Consider the following 21,507-nt stretch of genomic DNA (forward strand, 5'->3'; position numbering starts at 1 on the left):
CGCGAGCAAGCCCGCTCCCACAGGTGTGTGCAGCCGGTTTTCAGGCACTGACGGGTTCGGTAACCACCCGGCCGCTTTCCATGCGCACCAACTGGTCGGCGACGTCGAAGTAACGGTCGTCGTGGGAGATCACGATGATGGTCTTGCCCAGGCGTTTCAGGTCCGGTAGCAGTTCGGTGTAGAAGATGCGGCGGAAGGTCGGGTCCTGATCGGCAGCCCATTCATCGAACACCAGCACCGGGCGCTCTTCGAGCCAGGCATTGACCAGTGCCAGGCGTTTGCGCTGGCCGGTGGACAGGTCGGTGGTGGTGAAGTTGCCATCCTTGACGCTGACCTTGTGGGCGATCTCCAGGCGCTGCAGGTATTGGTTGGCGTCTTCGGGGATGTGCTGGTCGCCCTGGATCACGTCGTCGAACAGGTAGTAGTCGGCAAAAATGGTGGTGAACAGCTGGCGATAGTCGTCGCGATTGTGCGAGTCAATCGCCTCGCCGTTGACGCGGATTTCGCCCTGTTGCGGGGTGTACAGGCCCAGCAGCAACTTGATCAGCGTGGTCTTGCCACAACCGTTTTCGCCGACGATAAAGGTGATGTCGCCTTGCTTGATCGTCAGGCTCACCGGGCCCAGCTGGAACGGCGCGGCATCTTCGGCGGCTGGGAAAGTGAACCGCACATCAGCCAGTTTCAGCTCATGCACCGCCTGTTTGACCTGGCCCTGATCGCTGAGGAGCAAGTGCGGCTCAGGGGTGGAAAATTGCTCGGACAGCTCGGCGATCCGGCGGAACGCGATTTGCGCGCGACTGACGATCGGCAGGGTGCTGATCAGGTGCTCCAGAGGGCCTTTCATGTACAGCAGCACCAGCACAAAGCCGCTCATCACGGTCTTGTCGGCGCTGGGCCAGTAGGTTTGCAGCGCCAGGGCCAGGCCGATGACCACGAAGAACAGCATGGAGCCGAAGGTCTTGGCGATGACGAAGGTGTTGATCGAGCGCACCTGGGTGTTGCAGATGAATTCGGCGGTGGCCTTGATGCCCGAGACGTACATGCGCTGGCGGCGGGGGCGATGGATGCGCAGCTCCTTGGCGCCTTCGGCGATCGCGTTGTAGTGCTTTTGCAGCTCGTCCTCGGCATCGCGGGCGGCCATGAACCCTTGCACACCCTTGCTTTGGGCATAGGCCTGGATCGCCGTGCCGATCAGGATCGCGGCAACCATGATCAGGAACATCGGCCACGACAGGATGGCGAGGTAGCCCATGCAGCCCAGGGTGACCGTGAGCGAAATCGCCAGTGGTGCGAAGGCGAAGGCGAAGTCGCTGATGGTGTCGACGTCATGGGTCAGCACCGGGATCAGGCGATGGCTGCGGTAGCGCTCGATCTGCTCGATGGGGGCCGAGAGGACCTTCTCGCCCAGCTGTTTGCGCAGCTTGGCGATGATGTGCTGGCCGACGTAGTTGGTGCCGATGTCCGAGCAGATCGAACTGGCCAGCGCCAGCAGGCACAGGCCGGCGAACAGCGCGACCACGCCCTGGGTCAAACCGGTTTCGGAGTGCAGCGCGTTGTTGATGGTCGCCAGCAACACCGTGACGCTCAGGCCGCCAACCATGCCCAGGAAGATGGAGGCGGCGACGATCAGCCGAAAGGGTTTCAACAGGGCGAACAACTCGCCGATGGCGCCACGGGGAGGCTGGGTCATGGAAGACGGTTCCTTGGGGTAAAGGCAGATACCCAGTAGAACGTCTGGTGCGGGGGTTAATTTAGCAGGGTGGCGACTGGCGGCAGAGAATCAATGCCTGTCGAGATAGCGATCTCCAGAACGCCCAAACCTCCCGTAGGAGCTGCCGAAGGCTGCGATCTTTTGATCTTGCTCTTAAAAATCAAAATCAAAATCAAAAGATCGCAGCCTTCGGCAGCTCCTACAGATCGCGCACTACGCGAAACCCGATCCAGTCCCCACGCTCTTGCGGGTATTGGCTGTTGCGATTGCCCGAGCGTGAAAACACCGGTGCTTCGCCCCAGTCGTTGCCGCGAATCCGTACGGCCTCGCAATTGGCTTCGAGCCAGGCGCTGCCATCGGCAGGCGCGCCGACGTAGTTGGGGTGTTCGCAGTCCTGCACCCACTCATAGACATTGCCGTGCATGTCGTACATGCCGAAGGCATTGGCCGGGTAGCTGCCCACCGGCGAGCTGTAGCTGTAGCCGTCGGCCGGGCCATAGGTGTTGGCGTGTTTGGCGATGCTGTACGCCTTGCCCTCGTCGAACGGAAAAGGGAAGGGGCCCTGGCTGCCACCGCGGGCGGCGTATTCGCGTTGGGCCTCGCTGACCATGTGGTAGGTCTGGCCGGTCTTTTTCGACAGCCAGGCGACGTAGTTCTTCACGTCATCGAAGTTCATGCACACCGCCGGCTGACGCGCGCCCTGGGGATAGCGTGGCTTGCTGGCAATGCATTCGCGTCCGGGGCGGGTGTCGCCATTGGCGATGGTCACGCCACTTTCGCGCACGTAGCTGTCCCACTCGCCGGCGGTGGCCTGGAAGCGGCTCATGGCGAATGGCTTGGCGAAGGTCACCTCGTGCATCGGGCCCTCGTCGGGTTCGCGGCCGACTTCGTCTTCCGGCGTGCCCATGGTGAAAGTGCCGGCGGGCAGCACGACCATTTCCGGGCAGTCGCGGCAGTCCTTGAATACGTTGCCCGGTTGCGGCGCGGCGGCCGCCTGGGCGGTGGTTGGGGCCAGTGCGGCGATGAGTGCGGTGAGGGCGAGCGCCTTGAGCGGCAGGACTATCAGATTGCTTTTCATGGGTGTCTCGTCGAAAGAAAAACTGAGGGCGTGGACATTCCCTTTTGGGAGCGAGCAAGCGCGCTCCCACAAGGGGTACGTGTCATACCGGGGGGCAGGCATCAGACGGTGTTGCCCAGCAAGGCCATGAAGCGGTCGATCTCGTGTTCGCTGTTGAGCAGGCCTGGCGCAATGCGAATGACCGGGCCGACATCGCGGTCCACCGAGTCGCACACCACCCGGTTCTTCATCAGCTGTGCGGCGACCGTTTCGCAGTCGCGCCCCTTGACCCGGAAGAAGCTGAAGCCGGCCGACAGGTCCGGGCTCAAGGGGGTGACCAGTTCCATCTGCGGGTGCTCCAGCAGGCGATTCTTGGCATAGGTGTTCAGCCCATGGATGCGTGCCTGCACCTGGGCCTTGCCCAGTTCCAGGTGCAGCTTGAACGCCTCATCCAGCGCCCAGCGATGTTCAAAGCTGTGGTAGCCACCGGGGGTCATGATGGTCGAGAAAGCGGTAGCTTCGGAAAAGGTCGGAATGGTCGGCGTCACGTCCTTGAGCTCGGCCGAGCGGGCGCAGATGATCCCGGTGCCGCGCGGGCCGAACATCCATTTATGGGTGCCGGCAATAAAGAAGTCGCAGCGCATGTCGGGAAAATCCAGATCGTCGACGCCAAAACCATGCACGCCGTCGACCACATACAGGATGCGATCCTGGTCCGTACGGTTGCGGTTATGTTCTTCCACCAGCTTGCCGATTTCAGCAATGGGCAGTTTCACGCCGGAACCTGATTGCACCCAGGTCATGCCCAGTACCCGGGTGTTGGGGCGTATGCCCTTGGCAATCGAGCCCAGCACTTCATCCACCGACACCTCGCGGCTGTTCTCGAACAGCTTGAGCTTGCGCACTTTCACGCCGTCTTTCTGCTGGCGGTAGTCCAGCGCGTAGTGGGTTGCGTAGTGCTCGTGCTCGGTGGTGAGGATTTCCTGATCCGCACGCACATGGATGCCGCCGTAGATCAGCGACAAGCCTTCGGTGGTACTGCCGGTGAGGGCGATCTGTTCGGGCCTGGCGTTGAGGTAGCGTGCGGCCCATTCGCGCACTTGCTGTTCGCGCTTCTCGGTTTCCCCCAGGTCCCAGTCCATGGCCCGGCCGGGGTTGCGATCAAGGTGGGCGCGATGCCTCTCGATAGCCTCGCGCACAGGCCTTGGGTGCGAAGTCACCAGGAAGTTGGCGAAGTGCAGGTAGTCGGGGTCCTGGTTGAACAGCTGGCGCAACTGCGCCCATTTGTCTTTCGGCAATGGCGCCGGATTAGCCGCCAGGGCCGGCAGGCCTGCAGCGGCACCCAGGGGCAGGCCCGCCGCGAGGATGCCGGCCTGCTTGAGGAATGATCGACGGTTGGTCATGGGTCAGGTTCGCTTTTGCAAAGTGGGCATCAGTTGTTCGCCAGCGGTTTCGACGACTGCTGTACCTGGGCCCACACCCGCAGGAAATTGCCCCCCCAGAGTTTGGCGATGTCGGCTTCGCTGTAACCGCGACTGATCAGCTCCGCCGTCACGTTGCGGGCTTCGCTGACATCTTTCCAGCCGTCCAGACCGCCGCCGTCGTTGAAGTCCGAGCTGATGCCGACATGGTCGATGCCGATTTTTTTCACGGCGTAGTCGATGGCGTCGCCGTAGTCCTTGAGGGTGGCTTTGGGCTCTTCGTCGACTATTGCGTACAGCTGGCTGGCGTACTCGCCGAAGCGTTGCTGCGGCCAGACGGTGATGATCGGGTCGCCGGGCATCAAGGCCATCTCCAGCCCCTGCAGCGGTTGCAGGTCGAAGCGTGCGCGCAAGGCGTTGAGCTTGTCCTGGGTCGCCTGGCTGAGCGGGCGGATGTAGGTCGGGAAGCCAACGATCTGGACCACGCCGCCGCTCTGCTTGATCAGCTGCATCTCCGCGTCGCTGAGGTTGCGCGGAATGTCCACCAGCGCCCGTGGCGCCGAGTGCGAGGCCACCATCGGTGTGCGGCTTAGTTGCGCGACCTGCTCCAGGGCTTTGGTCGACATTTGCGACACGTCGATGATCACCCCGAGGTCGTTGAGCCGGTGCACGGCCTGCTTGCCGGTCTCCGACAGGCCGCCGAGGGCGTCGCGCGAGTCGTTGAAAAACGGTAGCGGCCGCGAGGAGTCAGCCCAGGCGTTGTTGCCCACGTAGCTGAAGCCAAACATGCGCATGCCGCGCGCGGCCCACTTGTCCAGGGCGTTGAGGTCGTTGCCCAGCGGGTAGGCGTTGAGCATGCTCATGAAGATGGCGAACTTGCCTTCGCCATGCAGGCGCCGGAAGTCGTCCGGGGTGTAGGCGATGCCGACCTGGTTGGGAAAGTCGCGCACCAGGGTGCTGATGATCTTGTAGCGGGTTTCCTGCTCGAATCGCGCCTCGTCGACAAACCCCGCAGTGGGGCGGTGCGGAGCGTTTTCGCCATTCCAGATTTCCGGCCAGCCGAAAATGGTCAGGGCTGCGCCGGACAGGCGTCCGCGTGCGGTCTTGACCAGGTCGAACTGGCCGCTGCCATCCTTGTCGGCCTCATTGCCGGCGGTACCGAAGTCGAGCGGTAGGGTGACGTGGCTGTCGAAGGAGAGGATGCGCTCTTGCAGTTCATCGGCTTGCTTCATCACCTTGACCGGGTAGCCGGGGTTGTCCTTGAACCAGTAGCCCCAGGCCGCAAAGCCGGCTCCGGCGCTGATGGCCAGCACCAGCGGCAGACCGATATAGAGCGCCTTTTTTGAACGTGGTTTTGTCATTGCCATCTCAGTCAGGTTCGCCGGCCGCAGGGGCCTTGGTTATCTGGGAAGAACGTGTGATGGGGCATGAAATTTAGGTTGCCGGCAAAAGATCGCAGCCTCCGGCAGCTCCTACAAAAGGCTGCGATCTTTCAGGGGCACCATAAATTTGTCGGCACAACAAACGTTCTAGCTGGATAAAGCCTGCTTCATGGCTGACACAGGTAGGGCAATGACGATTTCTCGACGATGGTTCATGGCAGGCCTGGCGCTGACCGGTGCCGCCGTGCCTGCGGCTTTTTACGGGCATCGTGAATGGACCCGCCCGGACCCGACGATCACCCCCGGCGAAGCGACGTTCGACGTGGCGGATGTTGTTGGCCAGCACCTGGCGAATACCCTGCGCGGCGTCTGGCAGATCCGCTTCGAGGGGCATGATGCCGGTATCGAAGGCTTGCCCCGGGATGGCCTGGAACTGTTTCTCGACATCGGCCACAAGGGCCGCGGCCTCACCGGTTACCTCGACACCGCCGAGCGCTTGCGCGCCACTGCAGCCCCGCGCTACCGGGTGCTGGGTGACCTGGCGGATGCCAAACCCGCCGAGCTCAGCTGGCGCTTGATCAGCGCCGATGCACTGCACGACACCCCGGATTACGAATTCAGCATGTCCCTGGATGAAGTCTGGGCGGGTTTCGGCAACGCCGGCAGCGCGACGCTCAGCGGCCGGGTATTGAACCTGGATCGGCCCTTGATGATGACTGCCCAGGACAATCGTTTTATCGCGCTCAAGCGGGTGTTTCCCGAAGCGCGTGAGCGCACGGGCCTCAACCCGACGCTGCTGGCCTGGCTGATTTCGCCGGAGCATCGGCTGTTCCACCAGCTGTGGCACGCCTCCCGGGACAAGTGGCATACCTTGCCCGAAGACAAGCGCAACGCCCTGCGCGGCATCGGCTGGCAGCCCGGACCGCGGGACAAGGAGCGCGATGCCCGGGGCACGCGCAAGGATCGCAATGGCTCCGGGGTGGATTTTTTCTTTATGCACCGGCACATGCTCGGTACGGCGCGCTCCATGCAGGATCTGCCGTCGTGGCCGCATTTTCCCCTGCCGCAGCCGGAACTGGCGCGGGATCGAGTCGGCTTCGCCCGCTACTTCGACAATCACGATGGCACGTCTTTGCCGCCCACCTGGCTGGCCGACGACGATGCCGAGTACTCGCAGTGGGTGGCCGACATCAAGACGGCCGAGACCTACCACAGCAATTTCCAGGTGTGGGAGTCGCGTTATCGTGATCCACGTTACCTGTCGAAGCTGACGCTGGGGCAGTTCGGTTCCGAGGTCGAGTTGGGCCTGCACGACTGGCTGCACATGCGCTGGGCCTCGGTGCCGCGCGATCCGTCCAATGGCCAGCCGGTGCCGTTTTCCCGTGACCCCTCGGACTTTTCCGCGCGCTGGTTTGCCGCAGAGAACGATTTTCTCGGCGACCCCTTTTCCTCCCATGTGAGCCCGGTATTCTGGCATTTTCACGGCTGGATCGATGATCGACTGGAAGACTGGTTCCGCGCCCACGAGCGTTTTCATCCGGGGCAGGTCAGTCGCCTGGAGGTCAATGGCGTGGCGTGGTTTGCGCCGGGGCGCTGGGTTGAGGTGGATGACCCGTGGCTGGGGCCGGGGACTCATGGTTGCAGCACTACCCCGGGTTTGCAGGCGGGCAAGTCAATGGAGATGGACCCGGAAACCATGAAGCTGGCGCTGCGCATTACTTTTGGTGAGGATGAGCAGAAACTGGCCGGGCTGTTGCGCAAGGTACCGCAGCGGCCCTGGTATGCGCGGCATTTGAAGGCCAGGCAAAGCCAGGCTTGAAGGCCGCGTTATCGTTCATCGCGGGCAAGTCGAATCGTCGCACCGCCGCTCCCACAGGTATTGGTGGTGGACGCAGCATTTGTGTTCGGCGCAGATCACTGTGGGAGCCGGGCTTGCCCGCGATGGCGTCTGCACATTCGATACTGATGTGGCAGGGGGAAGACAGTTGCTCCCACAATGGTCCTGTGTTCACAAGGCTAAAGTGGGAGCGGGCTTGCCCGCGAAGGGGTACTCATGGACACGCCCATCACAGCGCTCGCCACCCTCCACCCAACGCCTTGTACAGCGCCACACTGGCCTGCAACCGCGCCAGCCGCAGCTGTACATTCAGGTCTTGCGCCGCATACAAGGTGCGCTGGGTCTCCAGCACCGTCAGCAAGTCCTCGGCCCCGGCCTGATAGCGATTCTGCGCGATGTTGAACGCCGTCTGGGCCTGGTTCAGCTCCTCCCCTTGCCACTGCCGCTGCTGATCCAGCCCGCGAATGCTGTTCAGGGCTTTTTCCACGTCGGCGAAACCATTGATGATCGCCCCGCGATAGTTCTCCAGGAGCTCTTCCTGGCGAGCCGTGGCCTTGTCACGTTCGGCGCCCAGGCGCCCATTGTTGAACACCGGTGCGAGCAATCCTGCGGTGAGGTTGTAGAACGGGCTGCGCAGGATATCCGCCGCGCGATCGGCGCCTGAACCCAGGTCGGCACTCAGGGTTACCGTGGGCAGCATGGCCGCCCGGGCGACGGTCACGTCGGCCTGTGCGGCCGCCAGCTGCGCTTCTGCCCTGGCGATGTCCGGGCGACGGCTGAGCAGCTCGCTGGGCACGCCGGCGGCGATGGTGGGCCATACCAGTTGATCGAAGCGCTCCTGGCCCAACGACAGCTGTTGCACTGGCTGGCCAAGGAGGGCAGCGAGGTTGACCTGCGCCTCCTGGGTCTGCTGCTGCACCAGCGGCAATTGCCGTTGCTGCGCCGCCACCAGGCTCTTCTGCTGCGCCAGTTCCAGGGCCGTGGCCGAGCCCGAGTCGTAACGGGTCTGCACCAGGTTAAGCACGCTCCGGGCGTTGGCCAGGTTCAACTCGGCGATGCGCTGCTGTTCGCGCAGAGACAAGGTTTGTGCATAACCATTGGCGACGCTGCTCTGCAGGGTCAACTCGACCGTGGCCTGATCGAATTCGCTGGCCTGCAGCGCGAATAGCGCACTGTCGCGAGACGCACGCTGGCCGCCCCAGAAATCGATTTCGTAGCTGGCACTGAGGTTGGCGTCGAAGTAGTCCACCGCCTTGTTACTGCTGTCGGCGTCCAGCTGGCTGTAACCATTACCGCGCAGCAGCTTCTGGCGATTGGCATTCAGGCCGGCCTTGAGCTCAGGTAACTGCGAGCCGCCGGCCACCACCGTCTCGGCCTGGGCCTGACGGACCCGGGCCATCGCCGCCGCCAGGTCGAAACTGCCCACGCGGGCCTGTTCCACCAGCAGGCCAAGCTGCGGGCTGCCGAACTGCGACCACCACTGGGTATTGCTGCGGGCGGCGCCAGTGTTGTGCGGCGATTGCCAGGCGGCAGGGGTCTGCAGGCCACTGTCCGGACGCTGGGCGGGAGTGCCGCAGGCGCTGAGCAACAGGCAGAGGGTCAACAGGCTGAGTGGCGGCTTCATAAATCGATCATTCACTGGTAAGGGCCGTGACCGGGTCGAGTCGGGCAGCTTTGCGGGCCGGCATGAAGCCGAAGACAACACCGGTGACCAGGGCGCAGCCAAAGGCGCCGAGCACCGCTATCAAGGAGAACGCGACCGCCACTTCACTCAGAATCAGCACGCCGCCGACGATCAGCGCCAGGGCGATGCCGGCGAGCCCACCGACCACCGAGAGCATCACGGCCTCAGTCAGGAACTGGCGCAGAATGTCGCGCTGACGGGCACCGGTGGCCATGCGGATACCGATCTCGCGGGTGCGCTCGCGGACAGTCATGAGCATGATGTTCATCACGCCAATCCCGCCCACCAGCAAGGAGATCGCGGCAATCGAACCGAGCATCAGCGACAGGGTATTTTGCGTGCGTGCTTCGGCCTGGATCATCGCCGCGTTGTTGGTCAGTTCGAAATCTTTCTTGCCGTTATGCAGGCGCAACATCAACTGCTCGATGGCCTGTTCGGTTTCCTTGACCTTGCGCGCATCAGCCGCGGCGATGGCGATGTACTCCGGGTTCTGGGTGCCGAACAGGCGCACACTCGCCGCTGAATACGGAATGGCAATGCGGTCGTCGCTGTCGGAATCGCCGGAGCTGGCGCCTTTTTCCGCGAGCACGCCGACCACCTGGAACGGCACGTTTTCGATGAGGATGTACTGGCCGATCGGGTTGGCGACATTCTTCAGCAGCTTGTGCCGCACCTTGTGGCCAATCACCGCGACCGCCGCAGCGTTCTGTTCGTCCGCCTCGGTAAAGTAGCTGCCTTCGACCACGGGCCAGTTGAAGATCGCCGGGAAGTTGGTGTCGTTGCCACCGACGTAGCTGAGGTGGTCCAGGTTGCCAAAACGCACCCCGGCTTCCTGGCCGTTGACCGGCATGATGCGGGTCACCTGCGGCAGGCTGCCGACCGCCTTGACCTCGTCCAGGGTGACGATGCCCAAGGGGGTTCGCGGGTTCGGCGATGAACCGCTGAGGTAAATGATATTGGAACCGAATGCACCCATCTGCGCCATGACCTGGCGTTTGCTGCCTTCCCCAACAGCCAGCATCACCACCACCGACGCAACGCCGATGATGATCCCCAGCAGGGTCAGCGCGGTGCGAAAGCGGTTGATCCACATCACTCGCCAGGCGGCTTGCACCGCGTCCACCAGTTCACCTTTCCAGGCGCCAGTGGCTTCGGCGCCCTCGGCCAGGCGCTTGCGCAGATCCACCGCCTGCAGCGCGCCAGGATTGGCCGAGGTCTGCACCTGGGGGTTGTCCAGGGCGCTGTCGCTGATGATCAGCCCGTCGCGAATCTCAATGATGCGCTTGGCCCGCGCCGCCACTTCGCGGTCGTGGGTGATCAGGATGACCACGTGGCCCTGGCTCGCCAGTTCGTCGAGCAAGGTCATGACCTCGGCGCCGCTGTGGCTGTCGAGGGCGCCAGTGGGTTCGTCGGCGAGGATGATATGGCCGCCGTTCATCAAGGCGCGGGCAATCGACACCCGTTGTTGCTGGCCGCCGGAAAGCTGGTGCGGACGATTGCCGGTGCGTGAGGCCAGGCCCAGGCGGTCGAGCAGGGCGGCGGCGCGTGCGTGCCTTTCAGCCGCTGGCGTGCCGGCATAAATGGCCGGCATCTCGACGTTTTCCTGGGCGGAACCAGACGGAATCAGGTGGTAACCCTGGAAGACAAACCCGAAGGCTTCACGGCGCAGCCAGGCCAGCTCGTCGCTGTCGAGGCCGGCGACATTTACTCCGGCGAAGCGGTACTCACCCGAGGTCGGGCGGTCGAGGCAGCCGAGGATATTCATCAGGGTCGACTTGCCGGAGCCGGAAGCGCCGACGATCGCCACGAACTCCTCGGCGTGGATCGACAGGTCGATACCGCGCAACACGTGGACTTCAGGGGCGTCGCCACCGCCATAGGATTTGCGAATGTCCTGCAGGTCGATCAGGGGCGTCAGCATTCAGCCGCCACTCCCGCTGGCCGTGCCGATGAGCAGGTGATCACCTTCCTCCAGGCCGTCGAGGATCTGCACCCGCAGGCGGTCGCTGATGCCAGTGCGCACAATGCGTTGCTGCAGGCTGCCATTTTCAGCGACAACATGGGCGGTCTGCTGGTCGGCCTGGGTGCCGGCTTGCAGGGCGGCGATGGGGGCGGTGAGGACATTCCTGGCCTGGTCGGAGACGAAAAATACCTGGGTGGTCATCTCCGCCATCAGGGCGTTGTCGGCGTTGTCGACGTCGAGCAACACGGTGTACAAGACCACTCGCGCGCTGCCGCTCTTGCTCGAACTGGCCGGGCTGCCGCCGCCCTGGCTGGTTTGGTCCAGAGGTTTGGGCGGCACCGGAAGTATCTGCCGTACGGTGCTGCTCCAGCGGCGGTTGCCGCCGCTCAAGGTGGTGAACCAGGCCTGCATGCCGGGTTTGACGTGGCCGATATCGGCCTCCGAAACTTCGGCCCAGACCGTCATCGGCGACAACTTGGCGATGCGCAGAATCAGCGGAGTTTGCTGTTGGGCGTTGAGGGTCTGGCCTTCCCGGGCGTCCAGGGCGACGACGGTGCCGGCCATCGGCGCATAGATGCGCGTGTAGCCAAGTTCCGCCTGATCGCTGCGCAGGCTGGCCTGTGCCTGGCGAATCTGTGCCTGGAACATGTCGATGCGTGCCTGGGTGGCGCGCAGTTCGGCCTGGGCCGTTTGCACGTCTTCTTCGCGGGTCGCCCCGCCAGCCTTGAGCTGCTGCTGGCGCTGGAATTTTTGCCGCGCCAGCGCGTGCTGGGCCCGCTGTTCTTCAAGCTGCGCCTTGAGATTTTCAATCGAGAAGCGCCCGGCATCGAGTCTGGCCTGTTGGGTGGACGGATCAATTTCCACCAGCAACTGACCTTCCTTGACCACGTCACCGACCTCCGCGTGGATCTTCTGGATCTGCCCGGAAGCCTGGGCACCGACGTCGACATAGCGCCGGGGTTGCAGGGTGCCCAGCGCGGTAACACTGCTTTCGATGTCACCCCGGGTGACCTGTACGGTGGCGAACTTGTCCCGACCGGGCGGGATCATCTGCCAGGCGGCGACGGCGATAACGGGAATCAGACACAGGGCTGCAAGCAGGGCGCGTCGGGTGTGTCGGGGACGTTTCATGCAGGGTTCCGGCCAATGGAAATCGACCCGTCGTGCGCTCTGCCGGGGAATATCCGGCAATAGTCGAACGCTGCCGGCAGGCCGGCAGAGACGGGGAGCTGTCCTTAATACGAGAAATGCCGCGGCGAATTTAGGCGCGGACTCATGTGGGCACACATATAGACCATGACAATTTGTCGGGCAAGACCAAGCAATACTTTAAATCTATATGAGAATTACTATAAATTACGCGCCTCGCTCTGCCACTATCTTGCCACTGCCTATTTCGGCGTTCGGCGGGGTGGCTCAAGGATTGAATCCGCACCCATGCGGCTGGGAGTCATGTTGGAGAACTACTATCGGGAGCTGGTGTGTTTCCTGAACGCCAAGCTAGGCAACCGTCAGGTGGCTGAAGACGTGGTGCATGACGCCTATCTGCGGGTACTTGAACGCTCCAGCACCACACCGATCGAACAACCGCGGGCCTTTCTCTATCGCACTGCGCTCAACCTGGTGATCGACGATCACCGACGCAATGCCCTGCGCCAGGTCGAGTCGCTGGAAGTGCTCGATAGCGAGGAGCGCTACTTCTCCCCGTCGCCACACAACTGCCTTGACCACGGCCAGCGCCTGGAAATGCTCCAGCGCGCCTTGTCGGAACTGCCCCGGCTGTGCCGGGAGAGCTTTATGCTGCGCAAGATCGATGGCCTATCCCATCCCGAAATTGCTGAGCACCTGGGCATTTCCCGAGCCCTGGTGGAAAAACACATCGTCAATGCGATGAAACATTGCCGGGTGCGGATGCGGCAATGGGATGGCCATTGACCCTGACGCTCTCGTCAAGGGTAAGTATTAAATTTTGTTTCACTGTCCTCGTTTCCTATCAACAGACGACCTGGCACTCGCCGCCTTGGTCACTCAGCTTTTTCTCCCCGCTGTTGAGGGGCTCATCCAGAGGACACTGGAAATGACACAGGCAATTGCATCGCCCATCGTTCACGACCTGATTGGCGTCGGTTTCGGCCCTTCGAACCTGGCACTGGCCATCGCCCTGCAAGAGCGCGGGCCGACCCAGGGTGAACTGGATGTACTGTTCCTCGACAAACAGGCCGACTACCGCTGGCACGGCAATACCCTGGTCACCCAGAGCGAGCTGCAGATCTCCTTCCTCAAGGACCTGGTGACCCTGCGCAACCCCACCAGCCCTTACTCGTTTGTCAATTACCTCAAGCACCACGGGCGCCTGGTGGACTTCATCAACCTCGGCACTTTTTACCCGTGCCGCATGGAGTACAACGACTACCTGCGCTGGGTCGCCGCGCAGTTCGACGCGCAGAGCCGCTACGGTGAAGAAGTGCTGACCATCGAGCCGGTGCTGCACAACCAGCAAGTCGAGGCGCTGCGAGTGATCTCCCGTGACGCACAGGGCCAGCAGCACGTGCGCACCACCCGTTCGGTGGTGGTCAGCGCCGGCGGTACCCCGCGCATCCCCGAGGCGTTCAAGTCACTCAAGGGCGATAGCCGGGTGTTCCATCATTCGCAATACCTGGCGCACATGGCCCGTCAGCCTTGCGTGAACAACCAGCCAATGAGCATCGCGATCATTGGCGGCGGCCAGAGCGCGGCAGAAGCTTTTATCGATCTGAACGACAGCTTCCCGTCAGTGCAGGTGGACATGATCCTGCGCGGCTCGGCGTTGAAACCGGCGGATGACAGCCCCTTCGTCAACGAAGTGTTCTCGCCGGAATTCACCGACCTGGTGTTCCAGCAGGCCAGCACTGAACGTGAGCGGCTGGTGAACGAGTACCACAACACCAACTATTCGGTGGTGGACATTGACCTGATCGAGCGCATCTACGGCATTTTCTATCGCCAGAAAGTCTCCGGCATCGCCCGCCACGCGTTCCGCACCCTGACCACCATCGAAAAAGCCAGCGCCACCGAGCGCGGCATCGAGCTGGCGGTGCGCAACAACGCCACCGGTGAAGTCACGGTTCGCCTCTACGACGCCGTGGTGCTGGCCACCGGTTACGAACGCCAGATGCACCGCAAACTGCTGGCGCCGCTGGAACAATACCTGGGCGAGTTCGAGGTGGATCGCCACTACAAACTCATCACCGACGAGCGCTGCACAGCGGGCATTTACATGCAGGGATTTTGTCAGGCCAGCCACGGACTGAGCGACACCTTGCTGTCAATCCTGCCGATTCGCGCAGACGAAATTGCCGGGTCGTTGTATGAGCATGGCAAGAGTCGTGGGCATAGCCGCTCGGTGGTGGATTTGTTGTTGGCGACGGCTAGCTGAGATTCCCGAGGTTAGTTCGAAACACCTCTGTGGGAGCAAAGCTGGTTCGCGATTTCTGTCAGGCATTCAACATTTGAGCTGACGGGTACACCGCCATCGCGAGCCAGCTTTGCTCCTACATCAATGATCGACCACCATCGCTACAGGCCGGGCTCCTGCAAGGTTAGCGTGCGCCTGCACCCTGTACCCCATCAAAAAAAACGCCATCAGGCAGCCATCGCCGCGCCCTCTCGCTACAATGCCCGTCATGTCTTGCAGAGGTGCCTATGGTCAAAGCGATGGTGGTAGACGATCACCCGTTCATTCGGGCATCAGTCTCAATGCTCCTGCAGCAGGAAAATATCGAAGTGATCGCCCAGGCCGGCAACGGCGCGGACGCCGTGCAACGTGCCCGCGAACTCGCCCCGGACCTGATCATCCTCGACATCGCCATGCCCAGGCTTGATGGCCTGCAAGTCATCAGCCGGATCATGACCGACCAACCGCATTGCAAAATCGTAGTACTGACCTCGCAATCGCCGATCTTCTACGCCATGCGTTGCATGAAGGCCGGTGCCGCCGGCTATATCTCCAAAAATGACGACCTCGACGAACTGGTCAGGGCCATCAAGGCCGTCCTGACCGGCTACACCTTCTTTCCAAACCTGGCGAGCAGCTCAGTGCGGCGCAGTGATGCCCAGGCCACTGACCTTGAACTGATCCAGAGCCTGTCCGATCGAGAACTGACGATTTTGCAGCAACTGTCCAACGGCATGAGCAATAAGGAGATCGGCGAAGCCATGCTGCTGAGCAGCAAGACCATCAGCACCTACAAGACTCGCCTGATCGAAAAACTCAACGTGAAGTCCGTGGTGTACCTCGCCGATTTCGCCAAGCGCAATCAGTTGGTGTGAATGAGTCGGGCATGGGGTAAATGGCTGGCCGTGGTGCTGTTGTCGGGCACCGTTCATTGCGTATGGGCCGCAGCAGCGCCGGTGGAAAACCTGCGGTTGCTGGGGCGTTCCCAGGTCGAAGGCTACCAGGTGGCGCTCGATGAGCCCGACCGGCAATGGCTGCGTGACAAGGGCATATTGGTGTTGGGCGCTTCGGCACCGGACTACCCGCCCTTTGGCATCACTGGCACCGGGCGTGACTATGAAGGGCTGACGGCCGACTACGCGGCATTGCTCGCCGAGCTACTGCAGGTGCGCATCGAAGTGCGGCGTTATCCGTCCCGGGCGGATGTGGTGCACGCGGTCCAGCAGGGCGAAGTCGACCTGCTCGGTACGTCCAACGACTTCGAGGCGGCGAACCCGCAGCTGGTGATGTCCAGCCCCTACGCCGAAGACCAGCCGACCCTCGTCACCCGCATCGGCGATAGCCAGAACGCCACGCCGGACCTGGCTGGAAAACAGGTGGCGATGCTTTACCACTACCTGCCGCCGGAAGCCGTCAAGGTGCACTTTCCCAACGCCCGTTTGCAACTCTATCCCTCGACCTTGAGCGCGATCGGTGCGGTAGCCTTCGGCACGGCTGACGTCTACCTGGGCGACTCCATCAGCGCCAACTACCTGATCAACAAAAATTACCTGAACAACGTGCAATTGGCGGCTTTTCTCGACACCAACGTCAACGACTTCGCCTTTGCCGTGACCAGGGACAACCCGCGCCTGCTGCGCATCGTCAATGCGGCGCTGGCGGTGATTCCGGCGAGCGAGCGGGTGAGCATCCAGCGACGCTGGAGTGCGGGCGGGGCGAACATGAGCGGGTTGCAAGTGTTGCAATTCAGCGCCGCGGAACGGCGCTGGATGGCGCAGCATCCCCACGTCAAGGTGGCCATAGACGAGAGTTTCCTGCCGGTGTCGTTTTACGGTCAGGACGGCAAGTTTCGCGGCCTGGGTGCCGATGTGCTGGCCAAGGTCGCGCTGCGCACCGGGTTGAAGTTCGACATTCAGCGCCTGCACACCGTCCCCAAACTGATCCGACAGGTCGAATCCGGCCGGGCCGACCTGCTGATCAGCCTGACCCCCAGCGCCGAGCGCGAGAAGTCCTTGCGGTTTACCCGTCCCTACCTCAGCACGCCTTACGTGCTGGTCAGCCGTACCTCCGGCGGCAGTCCCGCGACCCTGGACGAGATGGGTGGCAAACGCCTGGCGGTGATTCGCGGCACGCCGATGCGCGACCAGTTGATCGAGCAGTACCCGGGCATTGAATTGATCGATGCCGACAACGCCGAGCACGCCATGACCCTGGTGGCCAACGGTCAGGCCGATGCTGCAGTCAGCGCGCTGATCACTGCGCGCTACATGATTTCCCGGCAGTATCGCGACCGGCTGCGGATCACCAGCACGGTCGGCACCGACTCCGCGCGCCTGGGCTTTGCGACCGCCCGCGATGCCGGCGAACTGTATTCGATCCTCGACAAAACCCTGCTGAGTATTCCCCCGGAGGAACTGGACGAAGTGTCCAACCGCTGGCGCAGCGAAGTGGTGGTGGACGACAGCTATTGGCTACGGCATCGCGCGGCGATCATTCAAGGCTTCGCCCTGGCGGCCGTGTTGCTGTTGCTGGCACTGGGCTGGATCGCCTACCTGCGCCAACTGATTGCCAAACGCAAGCAGGCGGAAGTGGCCCTCAGCGATCAGCTGGAATTCATGCGCGTGCTGATCGACGGCACGCCGCACCCGATCTACGTGCGCGACCGCCAGGCACGGCTGCTGATCTGCAATTCGGGTTACCTCGACGTATTTGGCATCGAGCGCGACGAGGTGGTCGGCAAGACCGTGATCGAGGGCATGTTCAAGAACGTGCAGGAAGCGGCGGCCTGCCATGAAGATTACCTGCAAGTGATGAAGGACGGCCGGCCCCAGGTCCAGGATCGCCAGCTGACCCTGGGCGCCAACGTGCTGACCATCTACCACTGGATGCTGCCGTACCGTGCCAGTAACGGTGAAGTGAGTGGTCTGATCGGGGGCTGGATCGATATCAGCGAGCGCCAGCGCCTGGTGCAGGCGCTGCGCGAAGCCAAGGACGACGCCGACACTGCGAACCGGGCGAAGACCACCTTCCTGGCCACGATGAGCCATGAGATCCGCACGCCAATGAACGCCGTGATCGGCATGCTGGAACTGGCGATGAAGAAGGCCGAGCAGGGGCTGACCGACCGTTTTGCCATCGAAGTGGCCTCAGGTGCAGCGCGCAGCCTGCTTGATCTGATCGGCGATATCCTGGATGTCTCGCGCATTGAATCCGGGCATTTGAGCCTGGCCCCGGAGCGCGCCAACCTGGGTCAGCTGGTGATCGCCGTCACGCGTATTTTCGAGGGGCTGGCGCGACAGAAACAGCTGCGCCTGAGCCTTGAGCTGGATGTCGCCGCCCATCGCGAGGTGCTGGTCGACCCCCTGCGCTTCAAGCAGATCATCTCCAATTTGTTGAGCAACGCCATCAAGTTCACGGAGGCTGGCGAGGTCCATCTGCAAGTGAGGGTTTACCCCGGTCCAGACGAGCGCCTGACGCTGCGTCTGCAGGTTGCCGACACTGGCATCGGCATTAGCGATGAGGATCAGCAACGGTTGTTCAGCCCATTCACCCAGGCCAGCAATAATCGCCAGTCGGCGCGCAGCGGCTCGGGCCTCGGGCTGGTCATCAGCCGCACGTTGTGCGAAATGATGGGCGGCCAGCTGACGTTGCACAGCCATGTGGGGAAGGGCACCCGGGTTGACGTTGTCCTCGATCTGCCTACGCTGCAACCTCGGCATGAGCCAGCGACTGTGCCGGTCGCACCGGCACCGGCGCATCGTGCGTTGAGTATCCTGATCGTCGACGATTACCCGGCGAACCGCTTGCTGCTGTCCCAGCAACTGAGTTACCTCGGCCATCGGGTGCGGGATGCCGAAGACGGCGCGCAGGGTTTGCGCGCATGGCGTAGCCAGCCTTTTGATGTGGTCATCAGCGACTGCAACATGCCGGTCATGACAGGCTATGAACTGGCCCGGGTGATCCGCCAGGAAGAGCGCGACAAGGGCCTCGTGCCCAGCCTCATCCTGGGATTTACCGCCAATGCACAAGCCGAGGAAAAGCAGCGCTGCCTGGATGCGGGAATGGATGACTGCCTGTTCAAGCCGATCAGCCTCGAGGACCTCGGCGCCCGGCTGTCGAGCCTCATCCCGAGTGCCGAGCAGGCAGCCACCCCGCTCACGGACGAGATTGACTTGGCCGGGCTGCACCAGTTGACGCGGGGCGACGAGGCCTCCATCAAGCGCCTGCTGGATGACCTGGCGTCCAGCAACGATGACGATATGGCGCGGTTGATGCGGTTGTTCACGCAAAACGACGTGCCGGGGCTGGCGAACCTGGCTCACCGCATCAAGGGCGGTGCGCGAATCATCAAGGCTCAGGGGCTGATCGGCGCATGCGAGCGTCTGGAAACGGCTTGCGAGGTGGTGAACCCGGCGCAATTAACCGAGGCCGTTGACGAGTTGCATCAGGCGATGGAGCGGCTGGCGCAGCGGTTGGCGTGACCGCACTCAGACATCATCAGACAATACTTGGGAAATTTCCTACAAGGTTTGGGGCGTTTCCTAAATATGATCCGCTGGATAATCGTCTTCCCTTCCAAGACGAGTCGAGATGACATGACCTGCCCGGCACCGCGCGTTCTGATACTCGAAGACCACGCCTTTCAACGTTCAGTGGCCGTGAGCATGTTCCGGCAGGCAGGCTGTCGCGAGGTGTTCGAAGCTTGCGACGGAGCGCAGGCGCTGGCCATCCTGCAGGAGGTGGGGCCGGTCGACATCGCCCTGTGCGATTTGCAGATGGAAGGCATGGACGGCCTGGAGTTCTTTCGCCGCCTGGGTGCCAGCGGGCAGGTCAGGTCGATCATCATCAGCAGTTCGCTGTCGGCGGACCTGCGGCGGGCGGTGCACCAGATCGTCTCCCTGCTGGGGCTTGAGTTGCTGGGTGATGTCGGCAAACCACTGCACCCCCAGGCGCTGCGCGAGTTGCTAGACAAACACCTGAGCCGTCTGCCGGTGACATCCGCGCCGGCAACGCCGTTGTTGCTGGCCAGCGAGAAGGAGGTGGGCGCGGCGCTCGCTCAAGGACAGATCCAGTCCTGGTACCAGCCCAAATTCCATCTGCACACTGGCCAGGTCTGTGGCGTCGAGGTGCTCAGCCGCTGGTTGCACCCGCAAAGGGGCGTACTGTCGCCGGCGGTGTACCTGCCGATACTGGAGCGGAACGGGCAGATGGACCGGCTGCTGTTCGCCCAGCTGGAACAGGCGCTGATGCTGCAGCGGGCCGCAGCAAGCCGCGGTTTTACCCTGAACATGGCGTTCAACCTGCAAAGCACGCAACTGGCCGACAGCGAACTGACGGCCAGCATCCGGCGTCTCTTGCTCCGCCATGGCCTGCCGGGCTCCGGATTGACCTTCGAACTCACCGAAAGCGGTTTGCTGCAGGCCCCTGCCACCAGCCTGGAGAACCTGGTGCGCCTGCGAATGATGGGTTGCCGGCTGTCCATCGACGACTTCGGTGCCGGGTTCTCTTCATTGCAGCGCCTGTGCCAGATGCCTTTCAACGAGATCAAGCTCGACGCCGAATTCGTCCGCGGCCTGGCGCATGAGCCGCGCTGTCGGGCGGCCATCATCAGCACCCTGGCGCTGGGGGACAGTCTGGGCATGTCGGTGGTCATCGAAGGCATCGAGACCGATGCGCAGCGCCTGCACCTGATGTCGCTCGGCTGCGTTCAGGGGCAGGGCTACTGGTTTGCCCGTCCCATGAGTGGCGAGGATTTGCTGGCCTGGTTGCAGCTGCGCGGCCAACTCCCGGGCGGTCGCTGATGGCGATGCGCTGACAAATGGAGTGGGAGTTTCGGAAAAGTCCTACATAAAGCTCCGTCTCGCATGCGTAGCCTTGCGTCATCTCGAATTTGACACCCTGCTGGGGGCCTACTTTGTCGAACAAAGCCTTGCGTATCCTGATTGCCGACGAGCAGCATTTTCAGCGCATGAGAATCGAACGGCTGTTCAATCAGCTCAACTATTACCGGGTCGCACCGGTTCACAGCCTTGAGGAACTGCTGACGCTGGTCGAGTACGGTTGCGAGCCGTTCGACCTGGTGGTGATCAACGCTTCGATGGCAGGTGATGCCTTGGACCTGCTGGATTTCTTTCGTGACAATGCCCAGGTTCGCCACGCCTTCATCTATGAAGGCCAGCGTGCAGAGCTTCCGCCGACTTCCGACGGTGATCAGCAGAACATCCAGGTCAGCCACACATCCCTGCCGGATCTGGCTTCGATCAGCCGCCTGATGTCGCTGATCGATCGTCGCCTACCGTCCGTCGGGACAGGCATTTCTGTCAGGTAGTTTCAATCGTCGTGTTTTGTACATGGAGTTGTGATGAAGTCAGCACTGATTGTGGACGATCATCCGGTGGTTCGCGCCGCAGTCAAAATCGTGCTCCAACAGGAAGGTTTTCAGCGGATTTACGAGGCCAATTGCGGTAGCGAGGTCATGGCGATGGTCCGCGAGCACCAACCGGACGTGGTGGTGCTGGATATTTCCCTGCCCAAGCTCGACGGGCTGGAAGTACTGGCAAGGCTTCACGACAGTGGCGAGCGATGCCCGGTGGTGGTCTTTTCCGCCCACGAGGCGATGCTCTTCCAGGACCGATGCATTCGCGCCGGTGCTGCGGCCTACGTCGCCAAGTCGAATGACTTGCAGCATTTGCACAAGGCCATACACGCGGTTACGGTCGGCTACACCTATTTTGCCCAGCTCTCGACCTCGGTTTCGCTCAGTACATCGCAATGCAGTGAAAAGCAGCGGATAGATGGCCTGTCCAGTCGTGAACTGACCATCTGTCGCTACCTGGCCATGGGCATATCAAACAAGCAGATCGCCGAAAACCTGCACCTGAGCCACAAGACCGTGAGCACCTACAAGACGCGGCTGATTAAAAAGCTCGACGTCAAATCGGCGGTCCACCTGCGGGATTTCGCCCTGCGCAACCGCCTGATCTGAGTGAACGTCTTCCTGCATGGGCGTCGCCTGGCAA

General features: G+C 62.3%; 15 protein-coding genes. 8 read left to right on the forward strand and 7 right to left on the reverse strand.

The features are described from left to right. Positions 1-40: 40 nt before the first annotated feature. From UB23_RS27225 to pvdM, 4 genes are all read right to left on the reverse strand, one after another. Complete coding sequence (locus UB23_RS27225; protein ID WP_045062599.1) at positions 41-1,690, reverse strand: cyclic peptide export ABC transporter; 1,650 nt, start codon at positions 1,688-1,690, stop codon at positions 41-43. A gap of 220 nt (positions 1,691-1,910) precedes the next feature. Then, positions 1,911-2,789, reverse strand: a complete 879-nt coding sequence (pvdO, locus tag UB23_RS27230) for a dihydropyoverdine dehydrogenase (protein WP_045062601.1) — start codon at positions 2,787-2,789, stop codon at positions 1,911-1,913. A gap of 101 nt (positions 2,790-2,890) precedes the next feature. Next, positions 2,891-4,171 (reverse strand): pyoverdine-tailoring periplasmic protein PvdN, encoded by a 1,281-nt coding sequence (pvdN, locus tag UB23_RS27235; protein ID WP_045062603.1) that lies wholly within the window; start codon positions 4,169-4,171, stop codon positions 2,891-2,893. A 29-nt stretch (positions 4,172-4,200) separates the two neighbouring features. After that, entirely contained in the window at positions 4,201-5,550 is a 1,350-nt protein-coding gene (pvdM, locus tag UB23_RS27240; RefSeq protein WP_045062604.1) for a pyoverdine-tailoring dipeptidase-like protein PvdM, read from the reverse strand. A 211-nt stretch (positions 5,551-5,761) separates the two neighbouring features. Between pvdM and pvdP the strand changes: the two genes are divergently transcribed. After that, positions 5,762-7,390: a pyoverdine maturation tyrosinase PvdP gene (gene pvdP, locus UB23_RS27245; protein WP_045062607.1), complete on the forward strand. Its 1,629-nt coding sequence runs from the start codon at positions 5,762-5,764 to the stop codon at positions 7,388-7,390. A 247-nt stretch (positions 7,391-7,637) separates the two neighbouring features. On the opposite strand, the gene UB23_RS27250 is transcribed toward pvdP, so the two are convergent. From UB23_RS27250 to UB23_RS27260, 3 genes are read right to left on the reverse strand one after another with little or no spacing between them, the layout of a single operon-like run. Then, positions 7,638-9,032, reverse strand: a complete 1,395-nt coding sequence (locus tag UB23_RS27250; RefSeq protein ID WP_045062609.1) for an efflux transporter outer membrane subunit — start codon at positions 9,030-9,032, stop codon at positions 7,638-7,640. Between the two features lie 7 nt (positions 9,033-9,039). Then, positions 9,040-11,013 (reverse strand): MacB family efflux pump subunit, encoded by a 1,974-nt coding sequence (locus tag UB23_RS27255; RefSeq protein WP_045062610.1) that lies wholly within the window; start codon positions 11,011-11,013, stop codon positions 9,040-9,042. After that, the gene (locus UB23_RS27260; protein WP_045062611.1) at positions 11,014-12,186 is read right to left on the reverse strand and encodes an efflux RND transporter periplasmic adaptor subunit; all 1,173 of its coding nucleotides are present in this window, start codon (positions 12,184-12,186) and stop codon (positions 11,014-11,016) included. A 321-nt stretch (positions 12,187-12,507) separates the two neighbouring features. Between UB23_RS27260 and UB23_RS27265 the strand changes: the two genes are divergently transcribed. The 7 genes from UB23_RS27265 (at position 12,508) to UB23_RS27295 (ending at position 21,473) form a co-directional block, all read left to right on the forward strand. Continuing rightward, positions 12,508-12,990: a sigma-70 family RNA polymerase sigma factor gene (locus UB23_RS27265; RefSeq protein WP_045062649.1), complete on the forward strand. Its 483-nt coding sequence runs from the start codon at positions 12,508-12,510 to the stop codon at positions 12,988-12,990. Positions 12,991-13,132: 142 nt separating this feature from the next. After that, positions 13,133-14,470 carry a lysine N(6)-hydroxylase/L-ornithine N(5)-oxygenase family protein gene (locus UB23_RS27270; protein WP_045062613.1) on the forward strand — a complete coding sequence of 446 codons (1,338 nt, stop codon included), beginning with the start codon at positions 13,133-13,135 and terminating at the stop codon, positions 14,468-14,470. A gap of 266 nt (positions 14,471-14,736) precedes the next feature. Then, the gene (locus tag UB23_RS27275) at positions 14,737-15,363 is read left to right on the forward strand and encodes a response regulator transcription factor (RefSeq protein WP_045062614.1); all 627 of its coding nucleotides are present in this window, start codon (positions 14,737-14,739) and stop codon (positions 15,361-15,363) included. Next, positions 15,364-18,969, forward strand: coding sequence for a transporter substrate-binding domain-containing protein (locus UB23_RS27280; protein ID WP_052673024.1), 3,606 nt, complete (start codon positions 15,364-15,366; stop codon positions 18,967-18,969). A 114-nt stretch (positions 18,970-19,083) separates the two neighbouring features. Further along, a complete protein-coding gene (locus UB23_RS27285; protein ID WP_045062615.1) occupies positions 19,084-20,289 on the forward strand; it encodes an EAL domain-containing response regulator in 1,206 nt (401 codons plus the stop codon). A gap of 113 nt (positions 20,290-20,402) precedes the next feature. Further along, positions 20,403-20,816 (forward strand): chemotaxis protein CheY, encoded by a 414-nt coding sequence (locus UB23_RS27290; RefSeq protein WP_045062618.1) that lies wholly within the window; start codon positions 20,403-20,405, stop codon positions 20,814-20,816. Positions 20,817-20,849: 33 nt separating this feature from the next. Beyond that, complete coding sequence (locus UB23_RS27295) at positions 20,850-21,473, forward strand: response regulator transcription factor (RefSeq protein WP_045062620.1); 624 nt, start codon at positions 20,850-20,852, stop codon at positions 21,471-21,473. Positions 21,474-21,507: the final 34 nt, after the last annotated feature.

The organism is Pseudomonas sp. ES3-33, assembly GCF_000952175.1.
In the GTDB taxonomy this organism is placed as follows: Bacteria; Pseudomonadota; Gammaproteobacteria; order Pseudomonadales; family Pseudomonadaceae; genus Aquipseudomonas; species Aquipseudomonas gregormendelii.

Coding starts and splice junctions, on each gene's coding strand:
- UB23_RS27225 (WP_045062599.1), bottom strand. CDS start 1,690: ATGACCCAGCCTCCCCGTGGCGCCATCGGCGAGTTGTTCGCCCTGTTG.
- pvdO (WP_045062601.1), bottom strand. CDS start 2,789: ATGAAAAGCAATCTGATAGTCCTGCCGCTCAAGGCGCTCGCCCTCACC.
- pvdN (WP_045062603.1), bottom strand. CDS start 4,171: ATGACCAACCGTCGATCATTCCTCAAGCAGGCCGGCATCCTCGCGGCG.
- pvdM (WP_045062604.1), bottom strand. CDS start 5,550: ATGACAAAACCACGTTCAAAAAAGGCGCTCTATATCGGTCTGCCGCTG.
- pvdP (WP_045062607.1), top strand. CDS start 5,762: ATGACGATTTCTCGACGATGGTTCATGGCAGGCCTGGCGCTGACCGGT.
- UB23_RS27250 (WP_045062609.1), bottom strand. CDS start 9,032: ATGAAGCCGCCACTCAGCCTGTTGACCCTCTGCCTGTTGCTCAGCGCC.
- UB23_RS27255 (WP_045062610.1), bottom strand. CDS start 11,013: ATGCTGACGCCCCTGATCGACCTGCAGGACATTCGCAAATCCTATGGC.
- UB23_RS27260 (WP_045062611.1), bottom strand. CDS start 12,186: ATGAAACGTCCCCGACACACCCGACGCGCCCTGCTTGCAGCCCTGTGT.
- UB23_RS27265 (WP_045062649.1), top strand. CDS start 12,508: ATGTTGGAGAACTACTATCGGGAGCTGGTGTGTTTCCTGAACGCCAAG.
- UB23_RS27270 (WP_045062613.1), top strand. CDS start 13,133: ATGACACAGGCAATTGCATCGCCCATCGTTCACGACCTGATTGGCGTC.
- UB23_RS27275 (WP_045062614.1), top strand. CDS start 14,737: ATGGTCAAAGCGATGGTGGTAGACGATCACCCGTTCATTCGGGCATCA.
- UB23_RS27280 (WP_052673024.1), top strand. CDS start 15,364: ATGAGTCGGGCATGGGGTAAATGGCTGGCCGTGGTGCTGTTGTCGGGC.
- UB23_RS27285 (WP_045062615.1), top strand. CDS start 19,084: ATGACCTGCCCGGCACCGCGCGTTCTGATACTCGAAGACCACGCCTTT.
- UB23_RS27295 (WP_045062620.1), top strand. CDS start 20,850: ATGAAGTCAGCACTGATTGTGGACGATCATCCGGTGGTTCGCGCCGCA.